Source organism: Streptomyces camelliae, assembly GCF_027625935.1.
In the GTDB taxonomy this organism is placed as follows: Bacteria; Actinomycetota; Actinomycetes; order Streptomycetales; family Streptomycetaceae; genus Streptomyces; species Streptomyces camelliae.
In genome coordinates, this window is the sequence record NZ_CP115300.1 from 8,063,249 (window position 1) to 8,077,405 (window position 14,157).

The window sequence follows — 14,157 nt, forward strand, 5'->3', positions numbered from 1 at the left end:
CCGTCAGGCCGTCAGCTGCCGGTGCCCGCCTTGCCCCAGTCCGGACCCGCCCGGTCCCAGGCCTGGTCCCAGCGGGCGTACCGCCGCCGGACCATGCGCCACACGGTCAGCCGCCGGACGCCCTCGACCAGGCCGCCGATCAGCAGGGCCGTGCCGAACCCGGCCAGCACCGCGTGCGTCGTCGCGGTGGGGGAGTCCAGCGGGCGAGTCGTTATTCGGCCCTGCGGGTCCGTCCAGAGGCTGAAGTGGTCGCCTGTGTGCGGGGACTTGAGGTCCGCCAGCGCCGCACCGTGCTGCCGGGAGCCGTCCGGCGCGGTCCAGTCCGCGAGGACGCGGTGGCGGGGCTCGCGCACCGTGGTGGCGTCGGGGTCGGTGTCCAGCGGAGCCTCGCCCAGATCACGCACCACCGTGGCCGCGACGAGATGGCGTGTGTGCTGCTGCTCGCGTACGGCCCGCTGCAGCGAGTCCTGTGCGACGGCGCCGACCAGACAGCCCGTCACGGGTGCGGCCACGGTGATCAGCACCAGTGCCACGAGCGCCACCCAGGCCTCGGCCAGATCGGTCGTCCGGCGCAGCGGATTGCGCCGCCAGCGCCACAGCCCCCTGATGGCACGCATGTCCCACCCCCTTCCGCTCCGTCATAACTCCCGGCGCGGGCGATGCGTCCGTGCCCCGGAGCAAGAGAGAGCGACATCACGTCCGCCGCGGACGGTCACGCCCGTGGCCTCTCACGCAATTCTCATGAGCTCCCAACGACCGGGCCCCGCCCCTGGTTCCCGTCCGCAGCCGTTCTCGACCGTCACTCCAGCACCCGGACCGGGTCCCCGACCCTGATGGTGCCGCGCGTGAGCGGCACCAGGTTCTGGCCGAAGACCAGCTTCGAGCCGACTCTGCGGTGCCGCGCGAGGGTGAGCAGCGGCTCACGGCCGCGCACGGCGGTGTCCTGGTCGGTTGTGGTGACGACACAGCGTCCGCTCGGCTTCGCGACGCGGAAGACCACCTCGCCGACGGAGAGCCGCGTCCAGTGGTCCTCGGCCCACGGCTCGGTGCCCGCGACGACGAGGTTGGGCCGGAAGCGGTTCATCGGCAGCGGGCCCTCGTGGGCGTGAGTGCCCTCTGCCATCAGGGAATTGAGGGCGGCCAGGGAGGCGGCCGTGGTGGCCAGCAGGGGGTAGCCGTCGGCGAAGCTCACCGTCTCGCCGGGCAGGGCGTACGCGGGGTCGACCGGGCGCCGGGTGGCCGGGTCGTCCATGTGGACCAGGCGGACGTCCGCCTCCAGATAGGCGCTGCACCAGGCGTGCGCGGCCGCTGTGGCCGGGACCGCCTCCACCTTCGTGCCGAAGACACTGATCGGCACGGTCCGGGCCGGCTCGGGCACCGGCACGCTCAACGCCGCGCGACCGGGCGCGGACAGCCGCACTCCGCCGCCGGGCAGCAGCTCGGCGGCGGCCAGTGCGAGGCGTGGCTGCTCGCGCTGTGTGACGACCTTTCCCCCGTCGTCGATCAGTGTCCAGCGCCGGTCACCGGCCAGGCCCCAGGGCTCCACCACGGCTTCCAGGGCCGCGAATCCCCGGAACGCCTTGACCGGATGGACGTGGATCGACTGCACTTCGGCGTGTTCCATGGCGCCATCGTGCCAGGTGGCACCGACAGCGCGGGGCGCCGGTCAGTAGCCGCGGTACTGCTGGTTGTTGTACGGGTCCTGGTAGGGAGCCGGTGTGGGCCGCGGCGCGGCCGGGCGCATGGCCTCGTACCCCGTGCCCATCGGGCGCTGCTGCTGCGGGGCCTGCGGGCCGGGATAACCGCGTGGGGCGCTCGCCTGCTGCGGGATGTACGCCGTGGGGGCCTGCTGCAGCGGTGCGGGCTGCGCCGTCTGCGGGTATCCGTAGGAGGGGACCTGCGGGGAGGGCGCCGCCGGGAGGGCGGGCAGGGCCGACGGCAGGGCCGGCAGGTTGCCGCCCGTGTCGTAGGCGGCGGGGACCCGGATCGGGGCGATCTGCGGGGTGCCTCGCTCGGCGACGAGCGAGTCGTAGATCGGGGTGTCCGGGAAGGAGGCGGAGTAGTAGCCGCCACCATAAGTGGAGCGGGGGGAGGTCATGGCACATAAGTTAAGCCCACGATGTGCTCGTTGGGGAGACCGATAAGAGGGTTCTTTTCCGTGTCGGCAGTGGCCTGGGATACCCAATCCGAGCGAACTTGGCAAAATGGGGCGCCGGTCTACGTTTGAATCATGTAAAGGCCGACTTTCTGCGGGGTTACCGGCGGTCGACCGGCGATCTTCCGGTGCTGCTCAGGAGAGTTCGCGGGCCCGGAATACGTTGTGCGGGTAGGGATGGGTCCGAGTGCCGGGGGAGCCCGGGAGCCGACATCGATTGGGGCGGACATGTCAATGTCGAAGGGATCGAACGCGCCGGTGCCGGCCACGGCCCTGCGTGTCGAATTGGGCTGGCGCTCCGGTCCCGGTGTGCCCGACGCGGACGCCTCGGCGCTGCTGCTCGCCGCGGGAAAGGTCCGCTCCGACGGAGACTTCGTCTTCTACAACCAGCCCGCCCACCCCTCCGGCGCGGTACGCCACGAGGGCAAGCGCACGGCCGGCGGACACGTCACCGACATCCTCTGCGTCGACCTCGCGCGCGTGGAGGGCGCGATCGAGCGCATCGTCCTCGCCGCCTCGGCCGACGGCGGGACGTTCGCGCAGGTCCCCGGCCTCTACATCGAGGTGACCGACGCCATGACCGGCTCCGTCGTCGTCCGATTCGACAGCCCCGGCGCGACCTCCGAGACGGCCTTCGTGCTCGGTGAGTTCTACCGCCGCCAGGGCGGCTGGAAGTTCCGCGCCGTCGCCCAGGGCTACAGCAGCGGACTCGAAGGCCTGGCAACGGACTTCGGGATCACCGTCGACCAGCCCCAGCACGCCGCACCGACCGCCGCCCCGGCCCCAACGGCGCCCCCGGCAGCCATGCCGCCGGCGCCCGCCACGCCTCCGCCGCCACCTCCGGTCCCTCCGGCCGCCGCCCCGCGGATGCCCCCGGCCCAGCCGGTCCGCCTGTCCAAGGTCACCCTCACCAAGGCCGTACCCTCCGTCTCGCTGGCCAAGCAGGGCGGAACCTCCGGCGCCCTGCGCGTGAACCTCAACTGGCAGACGCGCAAACGGCTTTCGGGCTGGGGCGGTCGCTGGGGAGGGCAGGGGGACCTCGACCTCGACCTGTGCGCGCTGTACGAACTCACCGACGGCCGCAAAGGTGTCGTCCAGGCCCTCGGGAACGCCTTCGGATCGCTGCACCGGCCGCCGTACATCCATCTCGACGGCGACGACCGCACCGGAGCCGTGGCCGCCGGCGAGAACCTCACTGTCAACCTCGACCACCGGCAGGACTTCCGGCGCATCCTCGTCTTCGTCACGATCTACGAAGGCGCCAGCTCGTTCGCCGACCTGCACGCCACCGTCACCCTCCAGCCGCAGCACGGCGCCCCGATCGACTTCTCGCTCGACGAGTGCACGGTCCCCTCGACGGTGTGCGCGCTCGCGCTGATCACGAACACCGGCGGCGATCTCCTCGTGCAGCGCGAGGCGCGCTATCTGGTGCCGGAGCGCGGGGTGAGCCCGCAGCGGACCGTGGACCGCGCCTACGGCTGGGGCATGAACTGGACGCCCGGCCGCAAGTGAGCGCGCTCAGCCCTCGTCGGGCACGGCACCGGGACGCGCGTACGTACGGCCCTTCCATGCGGCCCCGCGGCCCCGGTAGTGCTGTACCGCCGAGTCGACCGTCATCAGCAGATAGAGGAACGCGGTGAACGGCAGCAGCGGGGCGAGCCACAGCGGCTGGCCGTAGTAGCGCAGCATCGGCACGTACGTGCCCGCCATCACCGCCCACGCCACCGCGCCGAACACCGCCGTCGCCGCATCCCCGCCGGCCGCTCCCACGACCAGCGCGGCGGGCGGCACCAGATACACCAGGGCGAGTCCGGCGACCGTGCCGAGGAGCAGCAGCGGGTTGTGCCGCAGCTGCGCGTAGGCGCTGCGCGAGACCATCCGCCACAGGTCGTGCAGCCGCGGATAGGGCCGCACGCTTTCCACCCGCTCGGCCAGCCCCAGCCACACCTGTCCGCCGGCGCCCTTCACCGCGCGCGCGAGCGCCACGTCGTCGATGACGGCGTGCCGGATCGCGTCCGGGACGCGCGCCCGCTCGGCCATGTCCGCGCGCAGCAGGACACAGCCGCCCGCCGCCGCGGCCGTACGCGATCCCCTGCGGCCGATCCACCGGAAGGGATACAGCTGCGCGAAGAAGTAGACGAACGCCGGGACCACCAGCCGCTCCCACAGGCTCTCCACCCGCAGCCGCGCCATCTGCGACACGACGTCGAAGCCCCCGGCACCGGCCGCCGCGACCAGCTCGCGCAGGCTGTCCGGGGCGTGCGCGATGTCCGCGTCCGTCAGCAGCAGATACTCGGGATCACGCGCGCGTGCCAGACCGATACCGTGCCGCACCGCCCACAGCTTGCCCGTCCAGCCCGCCGGCGGCTCACCGGGCGAGCCCACGGTCAGCGGCAGACCGCCGTGCCGCCGGGACAGCTCATGGGCGAGCTCACCGGTGCCGTCCGTGCTCCCGTCGTCCACCAGGAACACCTCCGCCCGCCCCGGATAGTCCTGCGCCAGCAGCGACGGCAGGCTCGCGGGCAGGACGGCCGCCTCGTCCCGGGCCGGTACGACGACACACACGGACGGCCACGCGTCCGGTTCCCGGCGCGGCGGCAGCCGGACGTCCGTGCGCCAGAAGAAGCCCTGGCACAGCAGCAGCCAGCACCAGGCGGCCAGCGAGACGACGGTGATCCACATCAGGGCGCTCACGGCCGCAGTCTGCCCCACCGGAGCGGTCCGTAAGGGCGCATCGTCTATCGTGGCCGGGTGAAGATCGCGCTCATGGACTCCGGAATCGGCCTGCTCCCCGCCGCCGCCGCGGTACGCCGGCTGCGGCCCGACGCGGATCTCGTGCTCTCGTGGGATCCCGACGGGATGCCCTGGGGGCCGCGCACCCCGGAGGACATCACGCAGCGGGCGATCGCCGTGGCCGAGGCCGCCGCCGCCCACGCCCCCGAGGTTCTGATCGTCGCCTGCAACACCGCGTCCGTGCACTCCCTGCCCGCGATGCGGGCCCGCTTCGAACCGGACCTGCCGATCATCGGAACCGTTCCGGCGATCAAGCCGGCCGCGGCGGGTGGCGGCCACGTCGCCATCTGGGCGACCCCCGCCACCACCGGGAGCGCCTACCAGCGGGGCCTGATCGAGGAGTTCGCCGCCGGTGTCGCCGTCACCGAGGTGGCCTGCCCCGGCCTCGCGGACGCGGTGCACCACGCCGACGAGGCCGCCATCGAGGCCGCGATCGCCTCCGCCGCCGCCCGTACCCCCGAGGACGTGACCACCGTCGTCCTCGGCTGCACCAACTACGAGCTGGTCGCCGAGCGGATCCGCGCGGCCGTCCAGCGGCCGGACCGCCCGCCGCTCGTCCTGCACGGCACCGCCGGGGCGGTCGCCGCCCAGGCCCTGCGCCGGATCGGGGTGGAGCCGGCTCCGGACGCCGTCGCCGACAGCACCCTCACGGTGCTGCTCAGCGGCCGCGAGGCCACGCTCCCGGACACCGCCCTGACCTACGAGGAAGGCCGTTTCCTGCGGACCGTCAGCCCCGTCCGCTGACCGACGGGGCGACGGATTCGCGCACCGGCCCACCGTGCCCCACCGGGTCCAGCCACGCCCAGCCACACCGTCCCCGCACGGCGAATCCTGAGTAACCTCATACGCATGAGGGACCACCCCCACGCCGACGACACCGCTCACCCCGAGGTCTGGACCGGGCGCGCCACCAACCGGGTCCAGTGGCTGCTGGCGCTGGTCGGTGCGGCCTGCATGGCGCTCGGCATCGAGCTGGCCGTGGACTCGGCATGGACCTCCGGCGTCGCCCCGCTGGCGATGTCCGTCGTGGGCTGCATCGCGGCCGGTCTGCTGGTCCTCTTCGGCACCCTCGCCTTCGTGCACGTCGACCTCAAGCTCGACAAGGAGTCCCTGGAGGTGCGCTGCGGCCACATGGGGCTGCCGCGCCGCCGCATCCCCCTCTCCCATGTGGCGGGCGCCGACTTCACCGCCCTGGTCACCCCCCGGCACTGGGGCGGCTGGGGCTACCGCTGGCGGCCCGAGAAGGGCACCGCGGTCGTCGTACGCCGGGGTGAGGGCATCGTGCTGCGCCTGTGGGACGGCCACACCTTCACGATCACCGTCGACAACGCCGAGTCGGCGGTACGGGTCATCAGGGCCCGGCTGCGGACCATCACACCGGGCCCGGCCGCCTGAGCCGCGCACACCGGAGTGCGGGCCGGTGCCATCGCCCGCGTCGGCCACGCGCGCGTGGCATACGACATCTCTCGGAGACGGGCACGCGCGCGGAGGCCGTTGCTCTCTGATGCGGCGGGCGTTTCTCTCTGACACGGGCACGCGCGCGTGGCGGGTGGCACCGCTCCGATCGTGCGGCCGCCCGGCACAGCGTGGCCGCCCGGCACAGCGCGGCCGCCGGTGACCGCGTTCAGAGCCGGGGCTCCGCGCCGGCGCGGGCCCAGGGCCGTGCCGTGGCCCACCCGGCCAGCAGCCCGGCGCTCGCCGTCACCGTCGTGAAGCTCAGCGCGTTGCCCAGCGAGGCGAGCGCGGCCAGCGCCGTCAGGGCGGCGCCCGCGGTGAGGGCGACGGGCGTCGGACGGGGCGTACGCCACAGCGCGTGCAGCACCCAGCAGAACGCGGCGCCGAGCAGCACCACCCCGACGAGGCCCTGCTCCGCCGCCAGTTGCAGCGGGGCCGAGTGCGGCTTGCCGTCGGAGGGCACGGTGTGCGCCGCCGGGCTCAGCTCGCCGAACCGGTCCGGGCCGACCCCGAGGCCCCTGTTCCGGCCCGCCATCCGCAGGGCGTCCTGCCACAGCCCCACCCGGTGCGCGCTGAGCCGTCCTTCGAGCACGTCCGAGAGCCCGTCGGGCAGCACACCGGCGGCGAGCGCCCACACTGTGCCCCCGACCAGGGCCGCTGCCACGGCCAGCCCCAGCAGGGACGGGCCCCGGCGGGTCACCGAGCCCGCGGCCAGCGCGCACAGCAGTACGGCCGTGCTCGCCGCACAACCGGCTACGGAGCCCAGCAGGGCCCCGGTCGGCACGATTCCCGCGGCCAGCGCCCACAGGCCCAGCCGCAGCGCCGGTACGGACGTGGCCCAGGCGGCGCAGCACGCGGCACCGGTGGCCAGCGCCAGCAGAGCGGCCGTGCCGCCGGCGTGCCCGAGTGGGGCTGCGTACCAGGCGCCCGGGGAGAGATCGGGCCGCGCCACGGCCACCGCGAGGGCGGCCAGCGCGCCGGCGCAGGGCGCGGCCACCGGCAGCAGCGCCCCGGAGACCCGGCCGACGGCATGACCGGCGGTCACGGCGAGCACCGCGAGCAGCATGCCCTCGGGCCGCCCGTCATGGGCCGCCGCGGTGAGCAGCGCCCATCCGGCACAGGCGCCCAGCAAGATCATGCCTGCCCCGTCAGAAACGTTTCCTCTGACGTCGGCCGCGTCCACACCTGCCGCAGGCCTCATCCCGGTCGAGCTCACTCGCCGCCCCTCGTCCCCGCTCACCCCTGTCGGGCCACGGCAGAGCACGGCGCCGGGGTCGGCCGCACTGCCGAGGCTGGGCACACCGTAGCGGCTGATGACCTGGTTGGGCACGAGATGCGGCGGATCGCCGTGATGAGAAGTGTGCGGGGGGAGCGTGACGAAAAGGGGGAGAAGCGTGGCGGGCCGGAGCCGGGGCCGGCCTGCGGACCGTGCTGTCGGTGGCCAGGTCAGCCGCCGTACACTCACCCGGGTGACCGTCACCGCAACTTCCGTGGACCAGCCGGACCAGCTCCAGCCGCCCTCCGCCCCAGGCGTGCGCAGCGGCCGGCTGCTGCGTCTGGTCCCGGCCGTCGCCTCCGCGCTCTGCGGAGTGCTGCTCTACGTCAGCTTCCCGCCCCGCACCCTGTGGTGGCTGGCGCTGCCCGCTTTCGCCGGCTTCGGCTGGGTACTGCGCGGGCGCGGCTGGAAGGCGGCCCTCGGCCTCGGCTACCTCTTCGGCCTGGGCTTCCTGCTGCCGCTGCTGGTGTGGACCGGCGTGGAGGTCGGTCCCGGTCCGTGGCTGGCCCTCGTCGCCATCGAGGCGGTCTTCGTCGCCCTGGTCGGCGTCGGCGTCGCCGCCGTCTCCAAGCTGCCCGCCTGGCCGGTGTGGGCCGCGGCCCTCTGGATCGCCGGCGAGGCGGTACGCGCGCGCGTGCCGTTCCGGGGCTTCCCCTGGGGCAAGATCGCCTTCGGCCAGGCGGACGGCGTCTTCCTGCCGCTCGCCGCGGTGGGCGGCACTCCGGTGCTGGGCTTCGCGGTGGTCCTGTGCGGCTTCGGGCTGTACGAGGCCGGGCGGCTCATCGCCGAGAACCGCCGGAACCGGGACGTGCGGCGGGGGGCCGCGGCCGCCGCGCTGCTGAGCGTGGCCGTCCCGGTGGCGGGCGCCGTCGCCGCCCGGCCGCTCGTGAGCGACAAGGCCGAGGACGGCACCCGGACCGTCGCCCTCATCCAGGGCAACGTGCCGCGCTCCGGGCTGGAGTTCAGCGCCCAGCGCCGGGCCGTGCTCGACTACCACGTGCGCGAGACGCTCAAGCTCGCCGCCGACATCAAGGCGGGCAAAGCCGCCAAGCCCGACTATGTGCTGTGGCCGGAGAACTCCTCCGACATCGACCCCTTCACCAACCCCGACGCGGCCGCCGTCATCGAAGGCGCCGCCAAGGCGGTCGGCGTGCCCATCTCGGTCGGCGGAGTCGTGGAGCGCGACGGAAAGCTGCTCAACGAGCAGATCCTCTGGGACCCCGAGAAGGGGCCGACGCAGACCTACGACAAGCGGCAGATCCAGCCGTTCGGCGAGTACCTGCCGTTGCGCGGGCTCGTCGGCGCGATCAACAAGAACTGGACCGGCATGGTCCGCCAGGACTTCAGCCGGGGCAGCAAGCCCGGCGTGTTCGACATCGACGGCGCCAAGGTGGGCCTCGCCACCTGCTACGAGGCCGCCTTCGACTGGGCCGTACGGGACACGGTCACCCACGGCGCCGAGATGATCTCCGTGCCGAGCAACAACGCCACCTTCGACCGCAGCGAGATGACCTACCAGCAGCTCGCCATGTCCCGGATCCGCGCCGTCGAGCACAGCCGCACCGTCACCGTGCCGGTGACCAGCGGCGTCAGCGCGATCATCATGCCGGACGGCAGGATCACCCAGAAGACCGGCATGTTCGTGCCCGCCTACCTCGTGCAGAAGGTGCCGCTGCGCACGTCCAAGACCCCGGCGACCGAGCTGGGCATCCTCCCGGAGATCGCCCTGGTGCTGGTCGCCGCGGGCGGCATCGGCTGGGCCATCGGGTCCGGGCTGCGCGGCCGGCGCGCCGGTGGCGCATAGCCGTACGACCGGGTCCGGCCTGTGAACCGGCCGGAGAGCACGGGCCCGGCCGGTTAGGGTCGGGGCCATGGCTACTCCTGACTTCATCCGCACGCTGCGTGCCTCCGCCGGACAGCAGTTGCTCTGGCTCCCCGGAATCACCGCGATCGTCTTCGACGACGAGGGCAGAGTGCTGCTGGGCCGGCGGGCCGACACCCGCAAGTGGTCGGTGATCGGCGGCATCCCGGAGCCGGGTGAACAGCCGGCGGCCTGCGCCGTGCGGGAGGTCTTCGAGGAGACGGCGGTGCGCTGCGAAGCCGAGCGGGTCGTCCTGGTGCAGGCGCTGGAACCGGTCACCTACCCCAACGGCGACACCTGCCAGTACATGGACATCACCATCCGCTGCCGCGCGGTGGGCGGCGAGGCCCGGGTCAACGACGACGAGTCGCTGGAGGTGGCCTGGTTCGACGTGGACGCGCTGCCCGAACTGCATGAGTTCGGCCTGTTCCGGATCAAGCAGGCCATGTCGGATGCACCCACATGGTTTGACCCTATGGCTGGCGACTGAAGTATGGGTGATCACCATATGTGGGGAGAGAGGGGTTCCCCTTAGGGTCGGCACATGACCGCGTCCAGCCCGCCGCCCGGCTCGTGCCCCCCGCCCCTCGCCCTCGACCTCGGCGGCCGCACGGCCCTCGTCACCGGTGCCGCCGGCGGCATCGGCCGCGCCTGCGCGCTGCGGCTCGCCGCCGCCGGGGCCGAGGTGCGGGCCGTCGACCGCGACGCGGCCGGCCTGGCCGAGCTGGCCGCGGAGGCGGACACCGGCCTCCTCGGCACCGTCGTACCGCAGGTCGTCGACCTCACCGACCTCGACGCCGCCGAACGGGCCGCCGTCGGCATCGATGTGCTGGTCAACAACGCGGGCCTGCAACTGGTGCGCCCCATCGAGGACTTCCCGCCCGACGTCTTCCACACGGTGCTCACCGTGATGCTGGAGGCACCCTTCCGGCTCATCCGCGGGGCCCTGCCGCACATGTACGCCCAGGGCTGGGGCCGGATCGTCAATGTGTCCTCCGTCCATGGTCTGCGCGCCTCCGCTTTCAAGTCGGCCTATGTGGCCGCCAAACACGGTCTGGAGGGACTGTCCAAGACAGCCGCTCTGGAGGGAGCCGCCCACGGGGTGACCTCGAACTGCGTGAACCCGGCCTACGTGCGCACGCCCTTGGTCGAGCGGCAGATCGCCGACCAGGCGCGGGCGCACGGCATCCGCGAGGAGCGCGTGCTGTCCGAGGTCCTGCTGAAGGACAGCGCCGTGCGACGGCTCATCGAACCGGAGGAGGTCGCCGAGGCCGTCGCCTACCTGTGCAGCCCCCAGGCGTCCTTCGTCACCGGCACCTCGCTCGTGCTCGACGGCGGGTGGACGGCCCACTGAGAGGCCCGAACGTCCGGCCCGGGAGCCCAAGCGCCCGGGGGCCAGGGGGCCGGGAGTCCGGGAGCCCTGGAGTTGTCCACAGGCCAGGCGGGCCGGGCCGTCGATGCGGAATCCTGTGACCATGTCTCGCGATCACGTTCAGCCGGCACCCAGCCGCAGCCCGGAGGTCCCCTACCTGGAGCTGCTGGCCCGCGACGCCTCCGTGGAGGCGTACGAGCAGCCGGTGCTGCTCGCCCGCGCCGAGGGCCTGCCTGCCGACCGGATCGCCGCGCTGGAACGGGCCCGCCCGCTGGCCCTGCGCGTCCGGGCCGAGCTGGAGGGACGCCGGCGGCGCGAGGCGGAGCTGTCCGCGCTCTTCGAGACCGCCCACGATCTCGCGGGCCTGCGCGATCTCGACGCCGTTCTGCAGGCCATCGTGCAGCGCGCCCGCTCGCTGCTCGGCACGGACGTCGCCTATCTCACCCTGAACGACCCCGCGCGCGGCGACACCTACATGCGGGTGACCGAGGGCTCCGTCTCCGCCCGCTTCCAGCAGCTGCGACTCGGCCTCGGGGAAGGGCTCGGTGGACTGGTCGCGCAGACCACACGGCCTTACGTCACCGACGACTACTTCCAGGACGCCCGCTTCCAGCACACCCTCACCATCGACGGCGGTGTCCGGGACGAGGGCCTGGTCGCCATCCTCGGCGTCCCCCTGATGCTCGGGCCGCACGTCATCGGGGTTCTGTTCGCCGCCGACCGCCGGGCCCGGGTCTTCGAGCGGGAGCAGATCGCGGTGCTCGGCTCCTTCGCCGCGCTCGCCGCCGCCGCGATCGACACCGCCAACCTGCTCACCGAGACCCGCGCGGCGCTGGCCGGGCTGGAGCGGGCCAACGAGATCATCCGGGACCGCAGCGCCGTCATCGAGCGCGCCTCCGAGGTGCACGACCGGCTCACCGAACTCGTCCTGCGCGGCGGCGGGGTGCACGACGTGGCCGCCGCCGTCTCCGAAGTCCTCGACGGGACCGTGGAGTTCACCGAGCCCGGCGCGGCACCGGCCGAGGCGCTTCAGGCCTCCCGCGCGGAGGGACACGCCGTACGGCACGCCGGGGACTGGATCGCCCCGGTGGCCGCCGGCGGCGAACTCCTCGGCGCGCTGGTCCTGCGTGGACACCCCGACCTCGACCCGGTGGACCAGCGCACGCTGGAGCGGGCGGCGATGGTCACCTCGCTGCTCCTGCTGGCCCGCCGCTCCGCCGCGGAGGCCGAACAGCGCGTGCGCGGCGAGCTGCTGGACGACCTGCTGGACGCCCGGGACCGGGACCCGCGCCTGCTGCGCGACCGGGCCGCCCGGCTGCACGCCGACCTGGACGCGACCCATGTCGTCCTCGCCGCCCGCCTCGACGGCCCCGCCGCCGACGCCGACGAGGAGGCCGCGGCCCGCCGTCGGCTGTGGTCGGCCGCCTCCCATCTCGCCGCCACCCGTCACGGTCTGGCCGCCGCGCGCGACGGCGGCACCGTCCTGCTGCTGCCGCTCGGCACCGGCGACAGCGCCACGGAAGTGGCCCGCCGCACCGCCCGCGACCTGGGCACGGCCGTCCGCCAACCCGTCACGGTCGGCGCCTCCGCCCCCGTCACCGGCCTGGCCGCCCGCCCCGAGACCGTGGCCGCCGCCTACGTCGAGGGCCGCCGCTGCCTGGAGGCCCTGCATCTGCTGGGCCGGGCCGGGGACGGCGCGGCCGCCGAGGACTTCGGCTTCCTCGGTCTGCTCCTCGCGGGCGACCGGGACATCGCCGGCTTCGTCGAGCGCACCGTGGGCCCGGTCGTTGCGTACGACGAACGGCGCGGCACGGACCTGCTGCGCACTCTGGACGCGTACTTCGCCTGCGGGATGAGTCCGGCCCGCACCAAGGACGCCCTGCACGTCCACGTCAACACGGTCGCCCAGCGCCTGGAGCGGGTGGGCCGGCTGCTCGGCGCCGACTGGCAGACCCCCGCCCGCGCCCTGGAGATCCAACTGGCCCTGAGACTGCACCGGCTGGCGACCCCGGACAGAGGGTGACACCGGCACCGTACGCATGTGGCGGGGCCCGGGAGTCGTATCCAGCTCCCGGGCCCCTGGGGATGCCACCCAATTGCGCATGCCGGCGGCGTTTAAGAGGACGGATCAGTCATCATGCCGTCGTGTTCTTCCTTTGAACTACCGCACCGTGGAAGAGGTGCAGGCGAGAGTCGAACTCGCATCCGACGGCGTTCGTCCGGCCCCGGTCGATCCGGCGATCGGCGGCGATGCTGAGACTGGAGCGAGAGTCTGAGATTGACCGCGGCTGCCTCTGCCATGTTGGGCTACCCCGGCCCGTTGCTCGTGCCGTGCCGGGGGAAGGACTCGAACCTTCACTGTCACCGCTTCTTCAGGCTGAACTTCAGTGTCAGCTTGCGCTCATCACGCGCACCGGTCCTCAATCCGGCCCGCGCCTGTCGCGCACCCCCGCGCTCGCACGCGGGGGCGATCGTGGATGCTACCCGTGGCCGGCGTCAGCCGAGCAGGTAGCCGAACACCGCGTCGCCGACCCGCTGGTCGGTGATTTCCGCGCCGTTGGCCTCCTCGCGGGCGAACTTCACTGCCTGCTGGAGCTTCTCGACCCGCTCCACCAGCTCGTTCACCCGCCGCGCCGGAAGCGCTCCGGAGAACTTCACGGTCGTCCAGTACCCGATGGGCACGTCCTCGTAGTACACCTCGACCTGTGCCGGGTGCTTCTCGGTCGCCTCCGCCTTGACATGGTTGCGCGGGACCTTCTTGGTACGGATCGTGCGCACCGGGTCCGTCTTCCACCAGTCCGTGGACGGGTCGTGCGACCAGGACTCGGCGGCGTCGAGCGTGGGGAGCTTCCTGACGAACGTGTGCAGGTCGGTGAGCTGCTTCTCCAGGAAGAGCAGATAGCTGACCGGGACGTCGGTGAGGATCGTCCGGCCGTCGACCGTGACGTCCGCGCGGGCCGTGCAGTTCGCCCAGTCCTTGGTGGCGGTCACGTCGAAGAGGCGGGTGAGCGAGGTGGACATCTCGCGCAGCACGTCCTCGGCCTGCACCTGCACCCGCGTGGACTCGGGCGGGAGCTGCTCGCCCTCCTCGTCCTTCGGCTGGTACGTGCGCGAGATACCGGCCAGCAGCGCCGGCTTCTGCACCTTGTGGTGCGCCGCGGTGATGTCCTGGAGCGACTTGCTCTTGACACCCTTCTCGACAGCGATGATCTGATTCAGCTTCGCCATGTCGGCTCCCCCTTCGA

General features: G+C 73.1%; 13 protein-coding genes. 7 read left to right on the forward strand and 6 right to left on the reverse strand.

What is annotated here, in order from left to right; all coding sequences use genetic code 11:
• Positions 1–11 precede the first annotated feature (11 nt).
• From O1G22_RS36990 to O1G22_RS37000, 3 genes are all read right to left on the reverse strand, one after another.
• Entirely contained in the window at positions 12–617 is a 606-nt protein-coding gene (locus O1G22_RS36990; protein WP_270085287.1) for an Rv1733c family protein, read from the reverse strand.
• A 182-nt stretch (positions 618–799) separates the two neighbouring features.
• On the reverse strand, positions 800–1,624 hold the full coding sequence (locus tag O1G22_RS36995) for an MOSC domain-containing protein (RefSeq protein WP_270085288.1): 825 nt from the start codon (positions 1,622–1,624) through the stop codon (positions 800–802).
• 42 nt (positions 1,625–1,666) lie between these two features.
• Complete coding sequence (locus tag O1G22_RS37000; protein ID WP_270085289.1) at positions 1,667–2,098, reverse strand: DUF6643 family protein; 432 nt, start codon at positions 2,096–2,098, stop codon at positions 1,667–1,669.
• A 285-nt stretch (positions 2,099–2,383) separates the two neighbouring features.
• On the opposite strand from O1G22_RS37000, the gene O1G22_RS37005 reads away from it, so the two are divergent.
• Positions 2,384–3,667 carry a TerD family protein gene (locus tag O1G22_RS37005; RefSeq protein ID WP_270085290.1) on the forward strand — a complete coding sequence of 428 codons (1,284 nt, stop codon included), beginning with the start codon at positions 2,384–2,386 and terminating at the stop codon, positions 3,665–3,667.
• 6 nt (positions 3,668–3,673) lie between these two features.
• Here O1G22_RS37005 and O1G22_RS37010 read toward each other — a convergent pair whose 3' ends face one another.
• A complete protein-coding gene (locus tag O1G22_RS37010) occupies positions 3,674–4,837 on the reverse strand; it encodes a glycosyltransferase (RefSeq protein WP_270086638.1) in 1,164 nt (387 codons plus the stop codon).
• Positions 4,838–4,906: 69 nt separating this feature from the next.
• Between O1G22_RS37010 and O1G22_RS37015 the strand changes: the two genes are divergently transcribed.
• Both O1G22_RS37015 and O1G22_RS37020 read left to right on the forward strand, forming a co-directional pair.
• Positions 4,907–5,692, forward strand: a complete 786-nt coding sequence (locus O1G22_RS37015; RefSeq protein WP_270085291.1) for a glutamate racemase — start codon at positions 4,907–4,909, stop codon at positions 5,690–5,692.
• A 105-nt stretch (positions 5,693–5,797) separates the two neighbouring features.
• Positions 5,798–6,343, forward strand: a complete 546-nt coding sequence (locus tag O1G22_RS37020) for a hypothetical protein (protein WP_270085292.1) — start codon at positions 5,798–5,800, stop codon at positions 6,341–6,343.
• A 229-nt stretch (positions 6,344–6,572) separates the two neighbouring features.
• Here O1G22_RS37020 and O1G22_RS37025 read toward each other — a convergent pair whose 3' ends face one another.
• Complete coding sequence (locus O1G22_RS37025; RefSeq protein WP_270085293.1) at positions 6,573–7,541, reverse strand: O-antigen ligase family protein; 969 nt, start codon at positions 7,539–7,541, stop codon at positions 6,573–6,575.
• 331 nt (positions 7,542–7,872) lie between these two features.
• Between O1G22_RS37025 and lnt the strand changes: the two genes are divergently transcribed.
• The 4 genes from lnt (at position 7,873) to O1G22_RS37045 (ending at position 12,935) form a co-directional block, all read left to right on the forward strand.
• The gene (gene lnt / locus O1G22_RS37030; RefSeq protein ID WP_270085294.1) at positions 7,873–9,483 is read left to right on the forward strand and encodes an apolipoprotein N-acyltransferase; all 1,611 of its coding nucleotides are present in this window, start codon (positions 7,873–7,875) and stop codon (positions 9,481–9,483) included.
• 67 nt (positions 9,484–9,550) lie between these two features.
• Positions 9,551–10,030 (forward strand): NUDIX hydrolase, encoded by a 480-nt coding sequence (locus O1G22_RS37035; RefSeq protein WP_270085295.1) that lies wholly within the window; start codon positions 9,551–9,553, stop codon positions 10,028–10,030.
• Positions 10,031–10,084: 54 nt separating this feature from the next.
• Positions 10,085–10,894 (forward strand): 3-hydroxybutyrate dehydrogenase, encoded by an 810-nt coding sequence (locus O1G22_RS37040; RefSeq protein WP_270085296.1) that lies wholly within the window; start codon positions 10,085–10,087, stop codon positions 10,892–10,894.
• A gap of 121 nt (positions 10,895–11,015) precedes the next feature.
• Positions 11,016–12,935, forward strand: a complete 1,920-nt coding sequence (locus tag O1G22_RS37045; RefSeq protein ID WP_270085297.1) for a helix-turn-helix domain-containing protein — start codon at positions 11,016–11,018, stop codon at positions 12,933–12,935.
• A 473-nt stretch (positions 12,936–13,408) separates the two neighbouring features.
• Here the strand turns inward: O1G22_RS37045 and O1G22_RS37050 are convergent, their stop codons facing one another.
• Positions 13,409–14,140 carry a DUF7873 family protein gene (locus O1G22_RS37050; protein ID WP_270085298.1) on the reverse strand — a complete coding sequence of 244 codons (732 nt, stop codon included), beginning with the start codon at positions 14,138–14,140 and terminating at the stop codon, positions 13,409–13,411.
• Between the last annotated feature and the right edge of the window lie 17 nt (positions 14,141–14,157).